Raw genomic sequence first — 25,303 nt, 5'->3', positions numbered from 1 at the left:
TAGTTTATATTGTTTTAAGTTGATGAATATACTTCTAAAAATAATATTTTTCTCTTTTTGATGATTTATTGTTGTAAAATAGATAAAATTAATGCTTTTCACGGTTGAAAAACATATGACAAATTTTAAAATAAATATTTATATATACATAATGTATTTCGAATAAGACCGGAAACGATTTCGTAAGTTTGTAATGATTAATGATTTGTATATTAATAATATATGTATACGTGATAGCCTCTGATTTATAGTATATGCTTTAAGATATTCCTAATTAATGGTAAAGCTGAATCCGTGATGTATCTATACCGTATATTACACAGGGAGCACCGGTCAATTCTATAGTCACTTTGTTGTTTGCAACAGGTATTATCTGTTTTTGTCCGATAGCATTTAACAAAGTGACACAAGGGGCGTTGCTTGGCAGAGTCAATTGTCTGTTTGTTCTCCATGAACTCACCCAAGGTTCGGGGAAAGCTGCTCCATTGGGATGGTTCAGAAAGTATCCTTCCGTTCTGTCCCAAAGCACGGCCATGCTTCCCCGGGGAGTGTCAAACAAAAGTCCTCTGCTTAGTGGGTTCTTTTCATCCATTCGTATCCAACCTTTGAATACGGCTTTATCCAATACCTCTGCCGTATTGCAGAAGGACATTAAAGAAGGTTTGAAACTTAAATCACGGTTAATCATTCCGAAAAAATATTCCCTGTTGCCGGCATTCACTCCTAACTGGTCGAACCATACGGAATTAAACAGCTGATAGTAAAGCGCATTTTTAACTCCCTCTGCTGCGGCAAGCGCATACGATAATAGTAAATTTTCCGCTGCTTCACGGGGAGTGTCGTTCCAGGAATGATTGGGGTAATCAAGTGCATATATTTCAGTGAGGTACAAATCTTTGTCACCTCCATGTTTTTGTATGAAGTCTTTGACTATTCGGATGGAGCCGTAGTAATTCCAGTATGAATATCCGGAAACAGGTTTCTTGAATTCTTTCCAGGGAACAGTTATCGGAAAATCAGGCGTGAAATTACCTCTGCCCGGGTGTAATGCGATTCCGTCCAGCAAGTCCCATCCTCCTAATTCTACAATCTTTTCCAAGAAGGCTTCATCCGCTCCCGCTATTCCGAATGAGATAATCTGGATATTCTGCCATTCAGGCTTCTCTTTTTGAACTTTGCGTATAGCTTTCAGCCATTCTATGTAAGCACCGGCCAAACGGGCTTTGCCAATTCCTTCACCAGCACCGGCAATATCCGGTGAACTCATGTTCAGTTCATTGCCGAACTCCCATATCTTGTTCCCATTCTTCACGATTTTTCGGAAGAAGGAACGTATCAACTCTTCTCGTTCTGGGTTCTCCCATTTCTTATTCCAGTTTATGTTATTGTGAAATGTTGCTTCTGTATTCTTGAAGCTGCTGGTGATTCCGTTACGTACCCATCGGACTCCCATCCGGTTTAGTAAACGTTTTAGGTTTGTGGAATCGGGAATGGCCCAATAGGCTGAAAGTCCCATAATGTTTTCATCGGGTAAAGCTTTAAAATCATGGGAAGGTAACAAAGATAGATTTGTTCTTGAAAAAGTCTGTTCTTTTCCGTTTTCATCTTCAATGGACACTTCCACAAAATAAATCTCACGTTCTGTGTTTGCTATAAACTCAATGGGGTGGACTTGTACTTCGTCTGTTTCCAAGAAGCACTTTTTGGAATGATTCACTATCTCATTTCCGGCATAGTCGCGAATCCAATACTTAAGTACGTACTTTTGAGGAGTCGATGACGTATTGATGATTTTAGCCTGCACGCTGATAGGGGCAGTTGCATCTTTCCACCAGTTGTAAACTTTATCTGTAGTAAGTGTTAAGGCAACCGGGCGTTTTTGCCATTTGGCGCTGATAGCTTCATAAGGCCATCCGTAAGGTGGAAATAGAATTGAAAACCGAGTAGAATAGTTACCGTCTTTCTGGTGGGACATATTTGTGTGCCTGTAGTTTTCTCCTTTCCAGCTTGAATTGACTTTGTTGTCGGCTCCATAAGCCAGGCAAATCAAGCGGTTTCTTACCAGGAACGGAAATATCTTGGCATCGGCTGTTTCTAATGGGAGTCCTCCTTTGGCATCTCGTTGCCATATACCCAATTTGGCTTCCGGCAGTTCCTGAGCACCGGCATTTTCGGGTAAGCGAAAACGGAACTGGCATCCTCTCCAATCAGTATTATATTTTTTAGGAACTCCAGATAGTAGGTATTGTACGTCTACTCGGTCTTGGTGTACTGTGAATGTTCCTGTAAGTTTCATTGAAGCAGGTACTGGCGAAGGGAAAAAATAATGGATACGAATGGTGCTGGCTCCATCTACTTCGGTTATTTCATATTCGCAATTGTTTGCAAGTTTCGGTTGAGGCCACTTGTCAAACTTTAGCTCTCCAAGTTGCACTAACGTTTCCGATTGTTTGTCTTGCAACAGCAACCTCCCTTCGGATGCCACTTTTAAAATATAATTGGAAGATTCAATTTTATAGTTTGCCAGCATCTTTACGGGTGCTATACACATACTGATTATTAAAAATAGCAACCTTTTTCTTTTCCATGCGGACAGTGAAGTGTTATGTAAAGGCTTGTACATATTCTTACTACTTTATAAATTATGGTTTGTTGTGACAGATTTTATTTAAGCAACCCGTTGGCGGAATTAATTCATTACCGCTATGAAATTTAATTCCGCCAACAGGTTTAAGCATATCTTTGAGGATATTGTTTTAAGGCTGCTGCAATGGGATTAGGCCGGTAATGCAGCTTTTTTGCTAAAGATTGTACGGCTTTCCGGGTCTTTTTACTGATATCTTGTTTGTTGGCAAGTGCACGCGATACAGTAGAAGGTGCCAAATCAAGTTGTCTCGCAATTTCTTTAAGCGTCATTTTAGGCTTTTGCTCATTTCCCTTTTTGTTTTTATGGCAACTTTTTAATTTGACAGCCATAATGTTAGGTTTGTAGTTAAGTTTAACGGCTAAAGCTACGACAAGTTCTTTGGTCTGTCTGTTCACATCCCATTGATCGCTCAAAGCTCTGGATATGGTGGAAGTCGAAAGATTCAACTCTTGTGCGAGTGTTTTCAATGTTACTTGGTTTTTCATGGTGTTCATCTTTTAAGATTGATAATTTTTTATTTCATGTGGCAAAAGTATGATGAGTTGAATATGAAGGCTTTACGACGTGTCTCAAAAACTTCCTAATTTGTATCATTGAGGAATAAGAACTATATTTGCGGCATGTTTAGCCGATATATACTGTTGATGTTTTTGTTCTGCTGGTTGGGTGGGAATGCCCGAAATACAACAGACAAGTTATTCTTCGAGCATTTGACTACCGAAGATGGGCTCTCCCATAATTATATACAATCAATATTTCAAGATGAAGATGGGTTTATCTGGTTGGGTAGCGACAATGGACTGAATTGTTATGATGGTCAGCGCATTGATGTCTTTACTACTCATACGCAGCCAATCACTCTTGGAGGAAACAGAATACGCGGAATTGTCCAGGACAAGGATAAAAACTTATGGATATTGCATGAAAATGGGGTGGACAGGCTGATGCATTCTACTCGACGAATCAAGACCATCTACTATGAAGGTGAGCATAAGAAAGGTCTTTACGGAATGGGAATCGATATGGATGGTAATTGGATTGGGTATTCGGAAAAACATCTGGTAAAATGCGATTCGGGAAAAGATACTCTATATGTTTTTAAAGAAGCCCCTAAAGAATATCATTTTACGACGTTTGTACAATGTAATGGAATTTATTATTTGGGTACTCGTCAACATGGTATCATCATGTATGACCGGCATTGGCAATCCGTAGGACATATTTCTATGGAATCCATAGAAAAAGGAGTATTAGGTAACGGAATGATAAGTGTATTGCGCACAGATTCAGAAGGTTGTGTGTGGAGTGTAAGTATTGGAAATTGTATCAGCAAGTATAATCCGAAATCCCATGAGCTTAAGGTCTATAAATTATCTGGTAATTCGGTTATTAGTAGAGAAGTAAGAGATATCATTGAACTGGATGACGAATATATGCTTGTAGGTACTTTCAATGGGCTTTTCAGATTAGATAAGGTTCATCTCAAAGAGGTCGTGGTTGAAAACGGCGAAGTGGGAAGTGCGGGGAGTTTGAGCCATTATTCTGTTTATTCCTTATATAAAGACAAGCAAGGTATATTGTGGGTAGGTACTTATTCCGGTGGTGCTAACTTTAGTCATTCCTATAACCGGCGTTTCCGTTTTTATGCTCCCCCACATTTGTTTGGGCGTATAAGAATGGCAAAGGAAGACGGAAAAGGAAATGTCTGGTTTGCTACAGAAGGGAACGGATTGCTTTGCTATCATCCGGAAACCGGGCAAACGGATATGCATTGGTTGAACGCAAATCGGCATTTCAACGATAATATCATCAAGTCGATATGTATATCCGGTGATACCATTATGTGTGGAAATCAACGAGGAGAACTATATGCCTATTCTATTCGGAAAGGTACCTTCTCTTTGGTGAAAAAATATGATGATACGAACATCCTGTATATTTACAAAGATTCTAAGCAGCAGTGGTGGGTCTCTGTACAGGATCGTTATACTCTTTGCATGAATCATGACTTTCTGCGAATACCTTGTACCAATTTGATAGATGAAATAGAACCGGGAACCGTTTTGTTCGCCACTCAGAAGGAAGGATTGTATGTGTATGACTTGAATACTGCTCGTTGCCGGAATGTAACTGCTGGGGAATTAGGTGGGACTACAAACAAACCGCTGAATATCACTTCCTTTTATCGGGATGCTAAAAAAAATCTATGGCTGACCACTCAAGGGCAGGGATTGCTTTCACTAGACGAACAGTGGAAACTGCGTCCGGTATCATTGTCATACGCACAAGTTTATTCTGATAAACTTTATTTTGTTGGGGAACATAGTGAGGATAAACTTTGGCTGATGGGAGCGCATAGACTGTTCTTGTTTGATGTAGCACAAAATCAACTGCATCTCTTCGATAAGAATAATGGATTGCGCTTGACAGACATGGATGCTTCCGGACTGATAGATTCTCATAACCGTTTCTGGGTACCTGGCAATATGGGATGTGTGATGATTGATAACCATACTTTTACTTTGAATGATACACCGGCCAACGTGGTACTCACTACTTTGCGTATCAACAATGTCCTTCAGGTTCCTGGTATGGAACATTCGGTGCTTGACAAATGTCTATCGGAGACTTCCATTTTATGTTTGAAGTACAACCAGACTAATATATCTGTGGCCTATACCAGTGACAACCATATTTATGGAAACAGTGACCGTTTCTTCTATCAGATGGAAGGAGTAGATCCGGACTGGGTAGATGCCGATACTCGTAGAGAAGTGTTTTACAGTAACCTTTCTTCGGGCAATTATACTTTAAAGATAAAAGCACTCAATAATGATGGAATGTGGGGACCCGAAACACGATTGAAGATAAAGGTTCTTCCTCCTCTATGGGCTCGTTGGTGGGCATTTGGAATTTATGCATTGCTTCTATTTTATATATTGCATCGCTATGTAGCTTATAAACAGAGAAAGCAAAACTTGGAGCACGAATTATATTTGAAGCAACTTGAAAAGGATAAATCCGAAGAATTTAGCAGGGAGTTACAGACTTTCTTCACACAAGTTGCCCATGAGTTCCGCACTCCGCTAATGCTGATTATAAATCCGTTGGACGAGATACAAAACAAGATTGTACATATCTCCGGGGTACAAGAAAATCTGCAACTCGTCAAGAGCAGTGCCCATCGCTTGCTTGCGCTTGTAAACGATTTGATGGATTTGAAGAAGATTGAAAATGGCAATCGGGAGTTGGAACTCTCTTCCTTCGATTTCAAGACTCTTATTCAGGAAATCTATTATTCGTTTCAGGCCATGGCCCACCAAAGGGGTATAACATTGAAACTTTCATTGCCCGAACAGGAAATGTTGGCGACGTTTGATAAAGCCAAACTGGAAAAAGTGTTTTTTAATCTGCTCGCTAACGCTTTGAAGTTCACTCCCGAGGGTGGCACGGTTATGCTGTCCGTTTCTGCTGTTCAGAGAGAGAAGTCGTCAATTCATGTGGAAGTAAAAGACACTGGTGTTGGAATATCCGATGAAGATATATCGAAGATATTCCAGCCTTTTGCTTTGTCGCGTCAAGACCTGCATGGGCAGATGGGAGGTAGTGGGGTGGGGCTGACCATTGTAAAATCTATAGTAGAAAGACATGGTGGAAATATATCCGTGCACCGTGTCAATCCGTGCGGTACTTGTTTTTCTATCGACTTGCCTTGGCATTATGACAAACGATATGAGGTGGCAGTGCTTGCTACGATTGATGAGACAGGAGATATGGTGGACGAAGTAACTTCTTTTGGGGCAGCCTCCATTACTGAGACGGTTTTGTTGGTGGATGATAATCTGGAGATTCTTGCTTATCTTCAGAGGGAGTTGGCTAAAGGATTTAAAATTTTTACAGCTCGGAATGGTTGTGAAGCATTGGAGGTATTGGGAAAGGAAAATGTCTCACTGGTTGTGAGTGACATCATGATGCCTGAAATGGACGGTGTGGAACTGTGCACTCGCATTAAGGAAAATCCTTCGCTTTGTCATATTCCGGTTATCATGCTGACGGCTAAGTCTATGACTGTATATGTAGAAGAAGGCTTTCGGGTCGGTGCCGATGATTATCTAGTTAAACCTTTCAAGGTATCTACTTTGATAATCCGCATCAATAACATTTTGAATGGACGAAAGAAGCTAAAAGAAATATATGGCAAGCGACTCTCTTTGAAAAGTGTAGGCATTGAACTGAAATCGGCTGACCAAACCTTTGTAGAGCAGTATGAAGCTGCTGTAAAGAAACACCTTTCCAATCCTGATTTTGATGTGGAGATGTTGTGTGAAGAGATAGGGGTAAGCCGGGCACAACTATATCGAAAAGTGAAAGCCATAACCAATCTCTCACCGGCAGAATTTATCCGCAATATAAGATTGGAATGTGCGGCAGAGTTATTGCGTACCTCCCAACAGACAGCGACGGAGATTGCAGACCAGATAGGTTTTGGCAGCTACAACCACTTCAGTGAATATTTCAAAAGTGTATATGGTGTGTCTCCTAAAATCTATAAAGACAAATACAAAAAATAGGTAAAGAACCATAAAATGGTACATTCCATCTTGAAAGTTCTGTGCAAAAGCATTAAGAATAAAATTCCAGCATAAAAGTATTACGGTTTAATGAATTATTCTTTTGATTATCAGGTTGATATGTGTTATTTTTCTTTGCAATCGTTCCCGGTGATATTAATTTTTAGTAATGGCTGAGAAAAGCTGAAAACCTATATTTGTAGGAGAAAATTGTATATAATTAAAATGAATTTATGAAAAGAATTATTCTCTTACTTACATTATGGAATGTATGTTTCGGCTTATGTATGGCTCAGAAACAATATCAGTTGAAGTCACCGGATGGAAAACTGAATATTAATATTGAAATGGGTGATAAGATTTATTACTCGTTGTTCCATGAAGGGGATCGGATTCTAAATCCATCTCCTGTTTCTATGTTGTTGGGTAATGGCAAAACATTGGGATTGAATCCTGAGGTGAAACGCATACAGAAACATGAAATTAACGAAATCATACCTGCTGCATTTTATAAATGCAAGGAAATAAAGAATGTGTGTAATGAGATGACTATTACTTTTAAAGGAGGTTTTCAGCTGAATTTCCGTGCTTACAATGAAGGGATGGCCTATCGTTTTGTAATTAACGAGAATAAGCCTTTTATAGTTGTAAATGAGGAGGTTACATTTAATTTTGATAGGGATTATATGTCTTACGTACCTTTGGTGAGAGGAGGAAAGAATAAAAAGATGGAGGAACAGTTCTTCAATTCCTTCGAGAACGTATATACACATCTTAACTTGAGTAAGATGCCTGTCAATCAGATTGCTTTTACTCCGTTAATCGTTGAGTTGAAGAATGGGAAGAAACTCTGTATTGCAGAATCGGATGTAGAAAGCTATCCGGGAATGTTTGTACGTAGTGAAGTAGGAGCAAATTCTTTAAGAGGAGTTTTTGCATCTTATCCAAAGGTGTTGGTGCAAGGTGGCCATAATAATCTGCAAATGTTGGTGAAAGAACGTGAGAACTATATAGCGAAGTGTTCCGGTAAACGGACATTCCCGTGGCGTATCGCTATTGTGTCTTCTGAAGATAAGGAATTGCTCAACAATGATTTAGTCTATAAGTTGGCTGCACCTTCACGCATGGATGACATTAGTTGGATTAAACCTGGAAAAGTTGCTTGGGAATGGTGGAATCATTGGGGACTATCAGGAGTTGATTTCAAGGCGGGTGTGAATAATGCCACTTATAAGGTTTACATTGATTTTGCAGCTAAATATGGGATTGAATATGTGATTTTGGATGAAGGCTGGGCTGTAAATCTGAAGGCGGATTTGTTTAAGGTGGTACCGGAAATCAATCTGGAAGAATTGGTGGCTTATGCTGATTCAAAGAATGTCGGACTAATTTTATGGGCAGGATATTATGCTTTTGAACGGGATATGGAGGCTATATGCAAATATTATTCAGAGCTAGGTATTAAAGGCTTCAAAGTGGACTTTATGGATAGGGATGACCAACCGATGGTCGATTTCCATTATCGTGGGGCTGCTGTAGCGGCTAAATATCATTTACTGTTGGATTATCATGGTACGTATAAACCAACGGGATTGAACCGCACTTATCCGAATGTAATAAACTTTGAAGGAGTACATGGATTGGAACAATTAAAATTTGCTGGTAGTGATAAAGTAGATCAGGTAACTTATGATGTGATGATGCCTTTTGTCCGTATGGTGGCAGGTCCGGTTGATTATACTCAAGGGGCTATGCGAAATGGTAGCAAGCAAACTTTCCGTCCTGTAAACGAGGCACCGATGAGTATGGGGACACGTTGTCGCCAACTTGCGGAATATGTGGTATTTGAATCTCCTTTATCTATGTTGTGCGATAGTCCGGTACTTTACGAACGTGAAGTTGAATGTACATCTTTTATAGCGGAGATTCCTACGGTATGGGAAGAGACAATAGCTTTAGATGGCAAGATTGGTGAATATATTGCCATGGCTCGCCGTAAGGGAAATGTTTGGTATGTAGGTACGCTCACTAACTGGGAAAAACGTTCCTTGAATATTGACCTGGATTTTTTGGGAGAGGGAGAATGGGTAGCTGAGGTTTATAAAGATGGTGTGAATGCCGGTACTGTTGCTTCTGACTATACGAAGTCGGTAATTCTTGTTCCACAAGACCGGAAACTGTCGGTTACAATGGCAGAAGGTGGAGGATGTGCACTGAAAATCTATAAAAAATAGCTATGAATATGTTGGCACGAATCAAAATTATGAGGTGGTGGATATGGTTATTCATATATATATGTAATGTGCAAGGTCTTGGTGCTCAGGAACTGCTTGCAAACGTATATGGAAGACAATACACATTGCTGAATGGTAAATGGAACGCCATAATTGATCCTTATCAACAAGGGCGTAGAACTGCTATTTATAAGAATAGGGTTTTAAGAGATAAAGCTGATTTTAAGGAGTATGCTTTTGAGGGCGGTTTGCGCTTGAATGTTCCTTCTGACTGGAATTCACAGCTTTCGGAGCTTAAGTATTACGAAGGAACAGTGTGGTATGCACGTAAGTTTGAGATAAATAGGAAATCGGACGAAAACTTGTTTCTTTATTTCGGAGCAGTCAGTTATCGTTGCAGGGTCTATTTGAATGGAGTTCAGATTGGTGGGCATGAAGGAGGTTTTACTCCTTTCCAGTTCAATATAACCAATGCGGTAAGAGAAGGAGAAAATTTTCTGGCAGTAGAAGTGGACAACACGCGTACAGTGGATGCCATTCCTGCACTTTCATTCGATTGGTGGAATTATGGTGGGATTACTCGTGATGTCATGCTTATATGTACACCTAAAGATTATATTAGTGACTACTTTATACAGTTGGATAAGTATAAACCGGATTATATTCATGCTGAGGTACAATTGTCTGCACGGAGTGTAGGTCAAATGGTAAAGATTGAAATACCGGAACTGAAAGTTGCCAGTGAGGCTTTTACGGATGAAAGAGGTTTGGCTAAAAAAACTTTCCGGGTTAGAAACTTGAAGCGTTGGTCTCCTCAGAATCCTAAATTGTATCAGGTGATTGTATCTTCGGAATCGGATAAGGTTGAGGAAAATATTGGTTTTCGCAATCTTTATGTGAAGAATACACGGATTTATCTGAATGATTCTCCGGTTTTCATGAAAAGTATTGGCTTGCATGAAGAAATAGCTCAACGCCAAGGACGTGCTTATTCAGAGCAAGATGCGGTAGCACTATTATCCGAAGCGAAGGAGTTGGGGGTAAACATGATTCGTTTGGCGCATTACCCGCAGAATGAGTATATTGTCCGTTTGGCAGAGAGAATGGGGCTTATGCTATGGGAAGAAATCCCTATCTGGCAGGGCATTGATTTTAAGAATAATGATACACGTCTGAAAGCACAAAGAATGTATGCGGAGATGTTGAAGCGTGACCGGAACCGATGTGCTCTTTCTTTTTGGGGGATTGCCAATGAGACAGTTCCTTCAGAGGCCCGCAATGCTTTTCTTAAAAGCCTGGTCAAACTATGTCGGGAGATGGATACTACTCGTTTGATAACGGCTGCTTTTGATTTGCCTAAATTAAATCCCAAGACGAACACTTTTGAGATGGAGGATTCTTTTATCGAAGAGTTGGATGTAGTTTCTATTAATAAATATATGGGATGGTACCATCGTTGGCCTATGTCGCCATCCGAAGTTCGCTGGAATATAGCCCTTGATAAGCCGCTGATATTTTCAGAGTTTGGTGGAGAAGCGCTTTATGGTCAGTCAGGTGATGCTACTGTAACAAGTTCCTGGAGTGAAGAATATCAGGAAAAACTGTATAAAGATAATTTAGAAATGTTTAGGCATATACCTAATCTTGCAGGGATTTCTCCTTGGATTCTGTTTGACTTTCGTTCTCCTTATCGTTTTCATCCGACGAATCAGGAAGGATGGAACCGGAAAGGACTGATTTCGGATCAGGGATATAGAAAAAAAGCGTGGTATGTGATGAAAGAATATTATGAATCTATAAAATAAATATATGAACAAATATAAGCTTCTGTATGCACTTGCTTTGAGTTGTATAACAACAGTGCTGCCTGCCCAACTAAAGGATTATAGCTTTAAAGTGGATTCTGTATTGAATCTTATGACTCTTCAGGAAAAGGTGGGGCAAATGATTCAATACTCGAACAATAAACTTCTCACGGGACCTGCTCTTGACAGCAGTAATCGTACTGAAGAAATAAAGAGGGGAGAAGTCGGTTCTGTCTTTAATATCATAACGGTGGAACGGGCTAAGCAATATCAGGATTTGGCTATGCAATCTCGTTTACGCATCCCCTTGCTTTTTGGGCTGGATGTTCTTCATGGATTGAAAACGATTTTTCCAATACCTTTGGCAGAAGCAGCAAGCTTTGATTTGGATTTGATGCGTAAAACAGCAAGTGTGGCTGCAGCAGAGACTTCCTCTTTGGGAATCCATTGGACTTTTGCTCCTATGGTAGATATTTCTAGAGATGCCCGTTGGGGACGTTCAATGGAAGGAGCTGGCGAGGATACCTGGTATGGTTCTCAAGTGGCAAAAGCACGCATCGAAGGGTTTCAGGGGTCTAATTATGACGAGAAGCGAACAGTATTGGCTTGTGCTAAGCACTTTGCCGCTTATGGTGCAGCAGTAGGGGGGAGGGATTATGCTGAAGTGGATATTTCGGGACATACGCTTCTGCAAGTCTATCTGCCTCCTTTTCGGGCGGCAGTAGAAGCCGGTGTAGCTACCTTTATGAATGCTTTTAATGAGATAAATGGCATTCCTGCGACAGCTCATAAGGTTTTACAAAGGGATCTCTTGAAGGGAGAATGGGGATTTAAAGGATTTGTAGTTAGCGATTGGGGATCTGTTGGTGAGATAGCTAAACATAGGATGGCTAAAGATAATAAAGATGCAGGACGATTGGCTACTATAGCAGGTTGTGATATGGATATGCATTCTATGACTTATACCAAACATTTGGTCGATTTAGTGAATGAAGGTAAAGTGGATATGGCTTTGATTGATGATGCCGTAAGGCGTATTCTTACTAAAAAGTTTGAGTTGGGGCTTTTTGACAATCCTTATTGTTATAATAATAGAGCAAAGGAAATAGAGGATAAGGAAATTGTAACAGCTAATAGACAAGTTGCTCGTGAGGCTGGTTCAAGTTCTATTGTGCTTCTTAAGAATAAGTCAGTTTTACCAGTTGCTGAAACTGCGAAGCGAATCGCATTGGTTGGTCCTTTAAATAAGGCTTCTAAAGAAATGTTGGGCAATTGGTCTGCTTTAGGAAAAGCTGAAGATGTAATAACTGTTTATGATGGACTGCGGGCTGCTTTGCCTCATGCTGAAATAACATATATAGAGGGATATGATTTGGAAACAAATGAGTTGAAAGCACTACCGAAACTGACAGAATATGATATAATTATTGTATCTGTCGGAGAACGTGCAATGGAGTCCGGAGAGGCTAAATCTAAGGTAGATATTAATGTTGATGCTAATCAGCAGTACATGGTAAAGAAGATAAAGGAAACAACGCAAAAACCTGTAATCACTTTAGTAATGGGAGGACGCCCGTTGATATTCTCTCAAATGGAACCCTATACGGATGCTATTCTTTTTACTTGGTGGTTGGGTACGGAGGCCGGTAATGCAATAGCGGATGTACTTACCGGAAAATATAATCCATCAGCGAAGCTACCTATGACTTTTCCCCGTAATGTAGGTCAATGTCCTTTGTATTATAACCATAAAAGTACTGGCCGTGCATGGACTCCCAATAATCCTTGGGTAAGCGGCTATATGGATGAGAGTGTGTTGCCTGCTTATGCTTTTGGTTATGGATTGAGTTATACAACATTTGATATTGCAGCTCCTATACTAACCAAGCAACAATATAAACCGGGAGAACATATTATATTGACAACTATAGTTAAAAATACGGGAAGTTATCGTGGAAAAGAAACTGTTCAACTATATTTACAGGACGTTGTGAGTTCTCTGACACGTCCAGTGCTTGAACTCTGTGGGATAAAACAAGTAGAATTGGCTCCGGGAGAAATTAAAGAAGTAAGATTCATTTTGTCCACAGAGGAACTTGGATTTTTTAATGCAGAAAAGAAATTTGTCACAGAACCGGGTGAGTTTAAACTTTTTGTCGGCAATAGTTCAGATAATCTGAAGACTGTAAGTTTTGAACTTATAGAGAAATGATGCTATTTTTGTTAAACTTCTATAATAACCTCATTACTGTCCACTAAAAATGGACGGGGTTAAAAATTAAATAAATTCGGTTCACGGAAACCATAGAGATCATTGACATTTTTGATATTCGATTTGTTGAAGAGGGCGCGCAAGTGTGTTTTATCGGTCAGTGAAATGCCGAGGATTTGCAAAACCTCATATATGTTCCGCTCTAATTGCATATCATGTTGCACAATTACCACTAAGCAGTAAGTGATTATGGCACAATAGATTTGGATACGAACTGCATTTCCCGATGTCCCCCAAAACTTCTTGATTTTGAAATCTTGTTTGATCCATTTGAAGAACAGCTCTACGCTCCACCTATTGCGATAAAGCAAGGAGATTGTTTGAGGGGAAGCCTCAAGATTGTTAGTCAGAAAGATGTATCTTGTGCCGTCTTTAGGGTCGGTGCAGATAACTTTCCTAATCAATTCCGGGTAATCGCGGACGCTTTTACACACTGTAAAGTGCCCGATTGCATCGGAAACGATTCCCGAAGGGAGTCTGCGTTTCCATAATTTGCGGCTTGAACCGCACGTTGGTTTTGGCTCTCAAAACGAACTTCGCACCGATGAGATTTATCTTGTATAGGTTGGCAAAATCGTTGTAACCACGGTCGAAGATATAGTGTGCATTAGGCTCATACGGTATTTCCGGCATTGCCTTGGAATCGTGAGCCAAAGCAAGTGTAATATGCACGAAGGCAGGCACTTGGGTCTCAATATCGTACAAAGTGTGCATTTTTATGCCGCCCTTGCGAGACCGGAATTTAGCCCATTCAAATACTGACAGACAGAGGTCGATTGTGGTCGAATCAAAGGCATAAACGTTACCGCCGAGTTTGAAAATACCGGTCTGTCGTTTGCATCTTGTCTGGCCAATCATGAAGAAAGCAAACTCCTCGAAGATGCGGTAGTCGAGCCGTTCGTTAGCCTTGCTAAGATTGCTAAGCGTCACAGATTTGCCCATGCCCAAATGGTACAGCTTCCGACTGTGAGCTTCCAGTGCAACAATAAGCATATGCAGACTTTCGCGATTGGATAACTGCCCATACATCAACGTAAGTAGCTGATTCCAACAAGTATAGCTCTTGACATACTTGTCGCCATTATACTTATCTACGATATGTCTGAACTTGTCGGCATTGAGGAATTGGATTAATTGGGCAAAAACGTACTTCTCTTTATTCATAACAGTCTGATTCAGACCGCTAAAGTAAATTGAAATCGTCGCATCAACAAAACCATTATAACAAACTGAATATCAATAATTTCAAAAAGATCCTGTGATTTTTAAGTGGACACTAATGTAATAACCTTTTTAAAAGAATAAAACGAATGTTGCGTATGATACGATTTATTTTCTTTCTATTGTTTCTATGCATGACAGTTGGAGTAAAAGCAGATGATTTATCTGTGATAAAAAAGAAATATATAGAAAGTATTCTTTGTACTAATTCTGATTCTCTGCTTACAACGCTGATGTGTCAAACTCCTCGTGAAAAGATTGTGGGGGACCAGATGATTGTTGAATTGATGGAGCGTTATCCTATAGAAGTGGAGTATGTTCAGAATTTAATTCATAAACTGAGTGTAGAGGGTTGTTGGTCCGACTTGGATTTTGCAAATAATGCAGCAGGGTGGGCTCCAAGAGTACACGCTTCTCGAGTTCTTGAATTAGCTAAAGTATATAGGAACCCGAACCATGTTCTATATAAATCTCAGGAAGTGGCAGAGGCTATTCATAAAGCATTAGCTTATTGGTTTCAAGTAAAGCCGATTTCTTCTAATTGGTGGTATAATGAGATCGGTATTCCCAAGGTGCTAGGAGCAGCATTCATATTGTTTGAAGACCAGATGTCTGAACAGGAAAAAAGTGGAGCCCTTGAGGTAATGGATAAAGCTAAAATTGGCATGACTGCTCAAAATAGAGTATGGCTGGCTGGCAATGTAATTGTAAAAGGCTTGTTATTAGGGGATATTCAGATGATACAGAGAGCGAGAGATGTTATAAATAGTGAGATAAAAATGGCTTATGGAAAGGCTGAAGGCATCAAAGCAGATCAAAGTTTTCATCAACATGGGCCTCAGCAGCAGGCGGGGAACTATGGTGCAGCCTATTTGGCTACAATGAGTTTCTGGGCATATATTCTGGATGATACGTCATTGGCTCTTGAACAAGAGCATTTTAAAATTATCAGTGATTATGTGAATACTGGTGTTAGGAGAATCTTGTGGAAAAATAAGATGGATATCAATAATCTTGGTCGTCAACTTTATAGACAGGCACAACGGCATAAGAGCTTTTCTACATTATTTTCAGTAAATGCATTGGCTGGTATTAATAGCAACAATAATAATGCTTATCAAGCACTTATTGATGAGAATTTGGGAAAGACGCCAGTAGGTCTATTGGGGCAATATCATTTTTGGAAGTCGGATATTACTATTCATCGCTGTTCGGATTGGATGGCGTCTCTTAGAATGGCATCTGATAGGGTAATTGGTACAGAATCGGGTACTGATAATGTGAAAGGCTATTACTTGGCAGATGGTGCGCTATATACTTATGTGGATGGAGAAGAATATACAGATATATTTCCTTGTTGGGATTGGAGAAAAGTCCCAGGAGTGACTTGTTATCAAGAGGATAAACGTGTGCATGTGATGGGATGGCTTGAAAAGCAAAATAAGGGTTCGTTTGTAGGTAATGTGAATGACGGTAATGTAGGCATGACTTCAATGGAATTGGTTCGTGATGGACTTTATGCAAAAAAGGCATGGATATTTACTTCGGATTATGTCTTGTGTCTTGGTGCAGATATTCATTCGGATAGCAGCTATTTGGTAAATACGTCTATTGAACAGGCACTACTAAAAGAAAAACTCTTGCATTTGGAAAATGGTAAATGGAATACGGTGAAAGATGTCTGTTTTTCAGCAGATAAACCCGAGCGTTTCTTTCATCATCAAACGGGGTATATTGTGCTTGATGGAAAAGGAAGAGCTTTTTCCGAAAAGAGAACTGGCCTATGGAATAACATTATGAAGATTTATCCTAAAAGTGAGCAGATAACGCAAAATATCTATACGCTTTATTTCGATCATGGAACACTTCCACAGGATGCTTCTTATCAGTACATGATACTTCCCGCCAGCTCTCCCGAGCAAGTCAGACGTTTTGATTTGTCCTCTTTTAAAGTAATAAGTAATACATCACAATGTCAAGCTGTACAGATTGATAAAGAAACTTATTTGTTGGCGATGTATGATAAGGGAGAAGTTACTTTATCCAAAAAAGTGAAATTTGAGAGTGATAGGAAAGGACTTTTTATTTTACGTATCAATGCTAACGGTTGGAAGGTGTACGTATCAGATCCTACTCAACGTGAAAATATTTTAGTAGTGGCGGTTAATGGAGAGAAGAAAGAAGTAAAGTTGCCGGATGGGGAATTAAAGGGAACTGTTATTCAAATAGGAAATGAATTCCAATAGAATAGTTAGCTTTAATTATAAAGTATTTCTATGGGAAAAGGTTGTGCTAGGAGAATAGTCACAACCTTTTCTTTTGGATGTATTCAAATTCATCTTTTCCGGATAATGATAACACTTTTGTTTGCTTTCCGATATTTTTTCATTATTTATTTCTACATTTGTAGCGTTAACACGGACTGTGTAAAGGATATGCAAACCTTATTAAACGACATAGAATTAGATATTCAGGAATTGAAATGTTTAATGCAGGCCATTTCAAGTGATGCCAATCCGACATTGAAGATTGTGGCAAAACGGAATATCCAGCAGATGAAGGCACGCTTGGAGGCGTTGCAAGAACTGCTTGAGGAGGCGCCAACGGCTGTTGTGCCGCCCCTGGAGGAACTCCCTGCTGTTACTACTCCTTTGACCGGACCGGCTTCTCCGGTTGAACCGGTCGTCCCTGATACAATGAAGCTGGATTGTGAAGAACCGGAAACTGTTCATACGGCTGAAGCGCTCCAGACTGTTGTAGCTTCGGCATCTCCTATTTTGGCAGAACGCATCAAGCCTGCCAAGGACTTGAGACATGCCATCAGTCTGAACGATTCATTCCGTTTTGTCCGCGAGCTGTTCGCAGGCGATGCTGCACGGATGAATGAAGTGGTACGACGTTTGGGTGAGGCTCCTTCTTTGGACAAGGCTATGGATATTTTTGCTTCGGAAGTACACCCGGATGAAGAAAATGAAGCCGCCGTCGATTTTATGGAACTCCTCAAAAAATATTTCAGCTAAACAACCGATAAGTATGGGAAAACTTTATGTAGTACCTACCCCGGTAGGAAATTTGGAAGATATGACATTCCGTGCTATCCGGACTCTGAAAGAAGTGGATTTGATACTTGCTGAGGATACACGTACCTCCGGCATATTGCTGAAACACTTCGAAATAAAGAATGCGATGCAATCTCACCATAAATTTAATGAACATAAAACGGTTGAAAGTGTTGTTAATAGAATAAAGGGGGGAGAAACTGTAGCTTTGATTTCGGATGCAGGTACGCCGGGTATATCCGACCCGGGCTTTCTGGTAGTCAGAGAGTGTGTGCGTAACGGCATCGAAGTGCAATGCCTGCCGGGAGCGACAGCTTTTGTACCGGCATTGGTGGCTTCCGGACTGCCGAATGAGAAGTTCTGTTTTGAAGGTTTCCTTCCACAGAAGAAAGGAAGGATGAGCCGCCTGAAGGCATTGGCCGAGGAGCGTCGTACCATGGTGTTCTATGAGTCTCCCCACAGATTGGTAAAAGCTTTGACGCAGTTTACCGAACATTTCGGTGCCGAACGTCAGGCTTCTGTTTCGCGGGAAATCTCAAAGATGCACGAAGAAACGGTGCGTGGAACGCTTACAGAATTGATTGAACATTTCACGGCGAACGAACCGCGCGGTGAAATTGTGATTGTAGTAGCAGGAATAGACGATTAAATAACTTCATTAACCAAACGTAAAACGAAAGCGTATGAAAAAGTTAGCAGTTTTAATTGTATGCGCGGCTGTAATGGCTTCGTGTGACAGCTTCTCTGGTGGCAGTAAGAACCAGCTGAAAGCTGAAAATGATTCTTTATTGATGGAACTGACTCAGCGTAATGCTGAATTGGACGAGATGATGGGCACTTTCAATGATATTTCAGAAGGATTCCGCCAGATTAATGCAGCGGAGAGCCGTGTGGATTTGCAACGTGGCGCTGTGGCGGAAGGCTCTTTGAATGCCAAGCAGCAGATTGCGTCGGATATTGAGTTTATCCGTAAGCAGATGGAAGAGAACAAGGAGCAGATTGCCAAACTGCAGTCCATGCTGAAGAACAGTAAGAATAACTCTGCCCAGTTGAAGAGGGCTGTGGAGTCCCTGACTCAGGAGTTGGTGGCAAAGACCCAGCGTATCGAGGAATTGCAGGCTGAGCTGGCTTCCAAGAATATCCGTATCCAGGAACTGGATGCTGCCGTAACCGGTTTGTCTACTGAGAAAGAAGAATTGACTGCCGAAAATGAGGCGAAGGCTCAAACCGTTGCCGAACAAGATAAGGCACTCAATACGGCTTGGTTTGTATTTGGTACGAAGAAAGAGTTGAAGGACCAGAAGATATTGACAAATACCGGACTTTTCAAAAAAGGCCAGGTGCTGAAAGATTCTGATATCAACAAGGACTACTTTACACAAGTGGATATCCGTACGACAAAAGAGATTAAACTATACTCTAAAGATGCTGATATCTTGACTACTCATCCCGCGGGCTCTTATGCGTTGGAGAAGGATGATAAAGGACAGTTGACTTTGAAGATTACAAATCCGAAAGACTTCTGGAGTGTGTCCAAGTATTTGGTAATCCAGGTAAAATAATACTGTTATAGACTGATACAGAACGGACGCAGGTTATTGGAATTGATAATCTGCGTCTATTTTTATATATCCCTTTCCTTTAAATTATGGCATCCCAATATAAGAACCTGTTTTTTGACCTGGACGATACGCTTTGGGCATTTTCCCTTAATGCACGCGATACATTCGAAGAGATGTATCAGAAGTATGATTATGACCGTTTCTTTCGGTCTTTCCAGCATTTCTATACACTTTATCAGTATCGCAATGTAGAGCTATGGGAAGAATACGGTAGGGGGCAGGTCAGTAAGGAAGAGTTGAACCGCCAGCGTTTCCTATATCCTCTGGAGGCAGTAGGGGCGAGGGATGCAGCTTTGGCCGAGGCTTTTTCTGATGATTTCTTTTCGGTCATTCCCACAAAAAGCAGGCTGATGCCGCATGCGTATGAGGTACTGGAATATTTGGCAGAGAAATACAACCTCTATATCCTTTCCAATGGTTTCCAAGAGCTGCAATGTCATAAGATGCGTTCGGCGGGTATCGACCGCTTTTTTAAGAAGATTGTTCTCTCTGATGACATCGGTGTCTTGAAGCCTTGGCCTGAAATTTTTCATTTTGCCCTTTCTGCCACACAATCCGAGGTGCGTGATTCTTTGATGATAGGCGATAGTTGGGAAAATGATGTGATAGGAGCCAAAGGAGTGGGTATGCACCAAGTGTTTTATAATGTAACCGGGAAGGAAGAACTGCCTTTTCAACCGACTTATCATATCAGTAATCTGAAAGAATTGATGCAGATTCTGTGACATTGAAATTTTTAGTTGTACTTTTGTCTGCAGAAACGTATATTATACAGCTATGGACACAATCTTACCTTTCGCTCTACTTTGTTTTACCTCCTTCTTTACGTTGACAAACCCTCTCGGCACCATGCCGGTGTTTTTGACCATGACGCATGGAATGACAGACCGTGAACGGCAGTCGGTAGTATCGCGCGCCACTTTGGTTGCCTTTATAACAATTATGGTCTTTACGTTTGCAGGGCAGTTCCTCTTTAAGTTCTTCGGTATCTCTACCAATGGTTTCCGTATTGCCGGTGGAGTTATTATCTTTAAGATTGGCTTCGATATGCTGCAAGCCCGTTATACCCCAATGAAGCTGAAAGACGAGGAAATCAAGACTTATGCCGATGATATTTCCATTACTCCTCTTGGTATTCCGATGCTTTGTGGTCCAGGTGCCATAGCCAATGCCATTGTGCTGATGCAGGATGCCCACACCATTCAGATGAAAGGAGTTCTTATAGGAATGATTGCCTTTATTTATCTGATTACCTTTTTCATATTGCGTGCTTCCACGCGGTTGGTCAAAATCCTGGGTGAGACGGGAAACAATGTGATGATGCGCCTGATGGGACTTATCTTGATGGTTATTGCCGTTGAGTGTTTTGTCAGCGGAGTGAAACCTATATTGGTGGATATATTGAAAGAAGGAGGCATACCATCACTGGCACACCTCCTCTAAACACTTTATTTATAAAAACACATTGGGAAAATTCCCAAGTTTCTTTAGGCTACTATTGATTAATAGCCTGGATTTTGTTCTATGTTCGGATTGGCATTGATTTCACCGACGGGAATCAACGGGAGCGCTTTCTTGGAGTCGCGGTTGAATGTACGCGCTTCTTCGCTCAGTACGTCGTGCCATCCTCTGTCATTAACGTCCGTGTAGCGTGTAACGGTTTCACCTCGGCGCATAACATCGAAGTAGCGCTGTCCTTCACCTACAAGTTCCTTGCGGCGTTCGATGTATATGCGGTCTAATGTGATGTTTCCGCTGGTTACTTGTTTGCTTTCATCCGTTGTGCGGTTGGAGATGATATCGTTCAGCAAGTTGGCAGCCTTGTTCTTGTCTCCGGCTTGGAAAGCTGCTTCTGCTGCTGACAAGTAAACCTCTGACAAACGCAGCAATGGGACATTGGAGTAACGTACATCTCCGTTTACAGCAGGCATTTTGTTGATGTAAACTTTACGTTTGTCAAATCCTCCTGCTGCCGCTGCCAATAATATGTCGTTACGGATGTCTGCCGGGTCGGATGTAAGCATGTCAGAGAAGTCTTTTGTGACAATTACATCTCCATATCCGGGAGAAGCGCCAGCCTTGTCTGCATATAAGTAGGCAATACCTTCACGGTCTGTCCAGTCAGTATTGTTGTTGATGGAAATCTCGAACATGATTTCTTTTGAATGATTGGCATCACTTTTGCTCCATGCAGCAACATATTCTGACGGTTCCCAAAGTTTGTAAGACGAGTTTGATATGATGTCTTCAGCTACGGATAAAGCCTTGCTCCATTCGCCTTTTGTCATATATACACGTACCTGCAAGGCTTTGGCAGCCCAAAGGTTGACATAACCCACTTCATTAGTTTTGGGCAGTGCATTTGAGTTGATTGCATCTGTCAAATCCTTTTCAATAGCCTCATAACATTGGGCTACCGTGCTGCGGCTTGGCTTTTCTGTCGATTCTAGTGGGGAGGTAGCGATGGGCACACCGAGTGAGCTGCCTTGATCTACCGTATAAGGTTTACCGTAGATACGTGTAAGGTCAAACAGTGCCATGGCGCGCAGAACTTTTGCTTCTGCATCATATTGGTCAATAGTGGCTTTTGCCTCTGCCGCGTCGGTCAGGTTGCCACTTTCTGCTGCCTGAATCAGACGGTTGGCGCGTGCTATGACTACATAAGGCATCTGCCATACGGCTGTTGAGGTGGTGAAATTGTCGGCAGTTGTATATTCCATATAATAGTAGAAGTTTGCTCTTCCACTTCCACCGTTATATTCATATTGGATATCTTCCCCTCTCATGTCACCGTATACGAACATGAGGCGTCCATAATAATTAATCAGGCTACTGTTACCTTTAACGGCAGCATAAAGTCCCGTCCGCACATTGGCCAAATCATCGCTGTTCTTGATTGCGGTTTCAGCATCTATTCCGTCTGCGGGTGACTGATCCAGCCAACTGTTGAGGCATGATGAAGTGCTGACTGCCATAGCTGCGCAAAGCGTTGCTGTGTATAATGTCTTTAATATTTTCATTTTCGTATCTTTATTAGTTAGAAATTCAATTCTATTCCGAATGTATATGTTCTCAATGCCGGAGTCTCAAATGTGCATAGTCCGTCTACACGCATTTCCGGATCTACAAATAAGTCTTTAGATTTCCATGTAAGCAGGTTGGACCCCGAGAAGTAAATTCTTGCCTTGCTAAGTCCAAGCTTGTTGATATAGTTTTGCGGAATGCTTACACCTAATGTGAGGTTCTTCAGACGTAGATAATCAGTAGGCATCAGCCAGCGTGAAGACAGTGAAGCTGCGCTTCCATATTCAAATTTAGGCAATGTGGCATTCGTATCGCCCGGGCCCGTCCACATCTTTGAGATGTCGTAGTATGTCGGTACGGCACCACCGTATAGATGTGAACCGCCATTGGAGTGCTGCCAAGTGGAGTAGTCAAAAGCATCACCACCCAATGAATAAGTGAAAGTGAAGCCCAAGTCAATAAACTTCCATTTGAGGTTGTTGGTAAGACCGCCTTCTATACTAGCCTGATGCTTGCCTACAATAGTTTTGTTGGCTTCAGAGATATTTGTAGTAGTCTTGCGGGCGTTCTCTGTTCCGTCATTCAGATAGAACATTTCTTTACCGGTCTCAGCGTCGACTCCGGCGTATTCATAAACATAGTATGAATAGTAAGGTTCGCCTACACGGTGAATCAGCGGTCCTGATACGATTTCATTCTGCTGGCCATCCAATTTAGTCAGTTTGTTGCTGTTGTGTGCCATGTTCAGAGAAGTGGTCCACGTGAAATCCTTGTTTCTGAAATTGGTTGATGTAATGGTCAACTCAAAACCGGAGTTCTTCAGTGAACCGATGTTTTGCGGGGTGGTATACCCATAATTGCCATCATAATATCCGCCGACTTGTGATACGGGGAGGTCATATATAAGGTCGCTGGTTTTACGCTGATAGTAGTCGAATGTTACAGAGATACGGTCGATGAATGAAAGGTCGAGACCGATATTCCATGTTTTGTTCTTTTCCCATTTCAGGTCCGGGTTTGCAATTCCGACGATTGACATTCCTGACTGTCCATTGTATATGATTCCGTATTTATAAAGATTCATATAAGCGTAATAGTCTGATGGTTGCGTTCCGTTTACACCGTATGACACACGGAGCTTTCCATCTGTCAATACACTCTTGACAGGATTCAGGAAACTTTCGTCTATGAATCTCCATGCTCCGGAAACCGACCAGAAACTTCCCCAACGGTTTTCTCTTGCCAGACGTGAACTTCCGTCGGTACGATAGCTGAGACCGAGATAATATCTGTCTGCGTAGTTATAATTGGCACGTCCGAGGAACGAAGTCATGCGATAGCTCTGTCTGTTGGTTTCGGCACTTGTTGAACCGGCATTTGTCAATTCGTACAAATCACCCGGATAGTCTTGGCCTGCCATGTAGTTGAAAGCATATTCCGTATCTTGTGTTTCAAAACCAAGCAGGGCGTCAATATTGTGCAGACCGAAAGAGTTGATGTAAGAGAGCTGGGTTTGTGTATTCAGCTGGTCATTACGATTGACAATGCGCTGCATGACACCACCTGGAGCGCCATTGTTTGAGTGTCTGTCCCAAAGAACATCATTGGTACCTTGTGCGTAATCATAAGCAATCTTTTCACTTAAATTCAACTTGTCCCAAATATTATAGGTCAACTTGATTGTATTGAATGCCTTCATCAGGGTATAAACGTCGGAGCTGTGTTCTCTTTCATACAAAGGATTGACTCCAAATATGCCGCAACCATTGTTTAATGTGCCGTCTTCATTATAAGGGGTTGATGAGGGGCTCTGGAAGAATGCGTAATTGGCCACAGGCCCATCATAGGAGGTCGCTTCATTGGTTTTGTTTTGTCTTACTTTTGAGAATTGGCTTGTAACTTGAACCTCAAAGTCTCCAAACTTATGAGTGAGGTTTGCATTACCAGTGAAACGTTCCAGACCTTGTTTGTAAATGATACCTTCCTGATTGGTATAAGCGGCTGAGGTGTAGAATTTGGTACGGTCGTTGCCGCCAGATACGCTCAGCTGGTAGTTCTGATGAGAACCGTTACGGAAAAGCAGGTCTTTCCAATCCGTCCATCCGGTTGAGGGTTTTGAAGCGAAGTCCTCGATGTTCTGGTCTGCAAAAGTTGCGGCATCTGCATCGGACATGTTTCCGCTGTATAATCCATAATTCTTGAGACCGGTCCATAAGAGTTCGCGGCGTGAGTCACCGTCGAGCATAGGACGATAATCTATTGCCATGTTTGAAAAACCCCAGTCAGAGCGGAAACTTACATTTGTTTTACCTTGTTTTCCGCTTTTCGTCGTAATGACCACAACACCGTTAGCAGCACGCGAGCCGTAAAGAGAGGCAGCCGCCGCATCTTTGATAACTGTGATAGACTCGATGTCATTGGTATTGAGTGAAGACAGAATATCAGTTCCTGCATCACTATAAGTGAACTCGGATAAGTCTCCACTTGTGACCGGTGTTCCGTCAATAACATAAAGCGGATTGTTTCCGGCATTGATGGAACCCATACCACGTACACGGATACTGCTTACAGAACCCGGATTACTTGAACTTGAGCCAAAAGTAACACCAGCGACATTACCAGAAAGCTTGTCGGCAACAGAAAGAACAGGTACATCTTCCAAGGTGGAAGTGTTTACAGTAGAAGCAGCTCCGGTAAATGATGCTTTTTTAAATGTACCGTAACCGGTAACCACAACCTCTTCAAGCAGCTCAGAATCGGATTTCAAAATTACCTTTACATGAGGTTTAATCGTTACTTCTTGGGTTTGCATACCAACAAACGAAATCACCAGAGTTTTCGCGGAACT

Annotated in this window: 14 protein-coding genes and 1 pseudogene; 10 read left to right on the top strand and 5 right to left on the bottom strand. The window is 41.4% G+C overall.

Annotated features, from left to right (window positions below; genetic code table 11):
- Positions 1 to 274: 274 nt before the first annotated feature.
- Together CSD97_RS17055 and CSD97_RS17050 are read right to left on the bottom strand one after the other, a co-directional pair.
- Positions 275 to 2,551, bottom strand: a complete 2,277-nt coding sequence (locus CSD97_RS17055; protein ID WP_244284049.1) for a T9SS C-terminal target domain-containing protein — start codon at positions 2,549 to 2,551, stop codon at positions 275 to 277.
- Between the two features lie 179 nt (positions 2,552 to 2,730).
- Positions 2,731 to 3,132: a LacI family DNA-binding transcriptional regulator gene (locus CSD97_RS17050; RefSeq protein ID WP_098032797.1), complete on the bottom strand. Its 402-nt coding sequence runs from the start codon at positions 3,130 to 3,132 to the stop codon at positions 2,731 to 2,733.
- Between the two features lie 135 nt (positions 3,133 to 3,267).
- On the opposite strand from CSD97_RS17050, the gene CSD97_RS17045 reads away from it, so the two are divergent.
- From CSD97_RS17045 to CSD97_RS17030, 4 genes are all read left to right on the top strand, one after another.
- Complete coding sequence (locus CSD97_RS17045; protein WP_098032784.1) at positions 3,268 to 7,218, top strand: response regulator; 3,951 nt, start codon at positions 3,268 to 3,270, stop codon at positions 7,216 to 7,218.
- Positions 7,219 to 7,451: 233 nt separating this feature from the next.
- Positions 7,452 to 9,452 carry a glycoside hydrolase family 97 protein gene (locus tag CSD97_RS17040; protein ID WP_098032783.1) on the top strand — a complete coding sequence of 667 codons (2,001 nt, stop codon included), beginning with the start codon at positions 7,452 to 7,454 and terminating at the stop codon, positions 9,450 to 9,452.
- A 29-nt stretch (positions 9,453 to 9,481) separates the two neighbouring features.
- Entirely contained in the window at positions 9,482 to 11,257 is a 1,776-nt protein-coding gene (locus CSD97_RS17035) for a glycoside hydrolase family 2 TIM barrel-domain containing protein (RefSeq protein WP_098032796.1), read from the top strand.
- 4 nt (positions 11,258 to 11,261) lie between these two features.
- On the top strand, positions 11,262 to 13,469 hold the full coding sequence (locus CSD97_RS17030; RefSeq protein WP_098032782.1) for a glycoside hydrolase family 3 N-terminal domain-containing protein: 2,208 nt from the start codon (positions 11,262 to 11,264) through the stop codon (positions 13,467 to 13,469).
- Positions 13,470 to 13,528: 59 nt separating this feature from the next.
- Here CSD97_RS17030 and CSD97_RS17025 read toward each other — a convergent pair.
- A pseudogene (locus tag CSD97_RS17025) lies at positions 13,529 to 14,693 on the bottom strand (IS4 family transposase).
- A gap of 155 nt (positions 14,694 to 14,848) precedes the next feature.
- Between CSD97_RS17025 and CSD97_RS17020 the strand changes: the two are divergent.
- From CSD97_RS17020 to CSD97_RS16995, 6 genes are all read left to right on the top strand, one after another.
- Positions 14,849 to 16,996, top strand: a complete 2,148-nt coding sequence (locus tag CSD97_RS17020) for a polysaccharide lyase family 8 super-sandwich domain-containing protein (protein ID WP_244284048.1) — start codon at positions 14,849 to 14,851, stop codon at positions 16,994 to 16,996.
- 189 nt (positions 16,997 to 17,185) lie between these two features.
- Positions 17,186 to 17,770 (top strand): hypothetical protein, encoded by a 585-nt coding sequence (locus tag CSD97_RS17015; RefSeq protein ID WP_098032795.1) that lies wholly within the window; start codon positions 17,186 to 17,188, stop codon positions 17,768 to 17,770.
- A gap of 13 nt (positions 17,771 to 17,783) precedes the next feature.
- Positions 17,784 to 18,458 (top strand): 16S rRNA (cytidine(1402)-2'-O)-methyltransferase, encoded by a 675-nt coding sequence (gene rsmI / locus CSD97_RS17010; protein ID WP_098032780.1) that lies wholly within the window; start codon positions 17,784 to 17,786, stop codon positions 18,456 to 18,458.
- 34 nt (positions 18,459 to 18,492) lie between these two features.
- Positions 18,493 to 19,371: a hypothetical protein gene (locus CSD97_RS17005; RefSeq protein ID WP_005835026.1), complete on the top strand. Its 879-nt coding sequence runs from the start codon at positions 18,493 to 18,495 to the stop codon at positions 19,369 to 19,371.
- A gap of 86 nt (positions 19,372 to 19,457) precedes the next feature.
- Positions 19,458 to 20,156 carry a YjjG family noncanonical pyrimidine nucleotidase gene (locus CSD97_RS17000; protein WP_098032779.1) on the top strand — a complete coding sequence of 233 codons (699 nt, stop codon included), beginning with the start codon at positions 19,458 to 19,460 and terminating at the stop codon, positions 20,154 to 20,156.
- 52 nt (positions 20,157 to 20,208) lie between these two features.
- A complete protein-coding gene (locus CSD97_RS16995; protein WP_008665785.1) occupies positions 20,209 to 20,874 on the top strand; it encodes a MarC family protein in 666 nt (221 codons plus the stop codon).
- 59 nt (positions 20,875 to 20,933) lie between these two features.
- On the opposite strand, the gene CSD97_RS16990 is transcribed toward CSD97_RS16995, so the two are convergent.
- Together CSD97_RS16990 and CSD97_RS16985 are read right to left on the bottom strand one after the other, a co-directional pair.
- Positions 20,934 to 22,451 carry a RagB/SusD family nutrient uptake outer membrane protein gene (locus CSD97_RS16990; protein ID WP_005828430.1) on the bottom strand — a complete coding sequence of 506 codons (1,518 nt, stop codon included), beginning with the start codon at positions 22,449 to 22,451 and terminating at the stop codon, positions 20,934 to 20,936.
- A 17-nt stretch (positions 22,452 to 22,468) separates the two neighbouring features.
- The gene (locus CSD97_RS16985) at positions 22,469 to 25,285 is read right to left on the bottom strand and encodes a SusC/RagA family TonB-linked outer membrane protein (RefSeq protein ID WP_098032794.1); all 2,817 of its coding nucleotides are present in this window, start codon (positions 25,283 to 25,285) and stop codon (positions 22,469 to 22,471) included.
- Positions 25,286 to 25,303 lie beyond the last annotated feature (18 nt).

The sequence above is a fragment of the Bacteroides sp. AR29 genome (assembly GCF_900217715.1).
Classification (GTDB): Bacteria; Bacteroidota; Bacteroidia; order Bacteroidales; family Bacteroidaceae; genus Bacteroides; species Bacteroides uniformis.
Note: the sequence above shows the minus strand (reverse complement) of the source record. Positions and strands in the feature narration are given on the sequence as shown.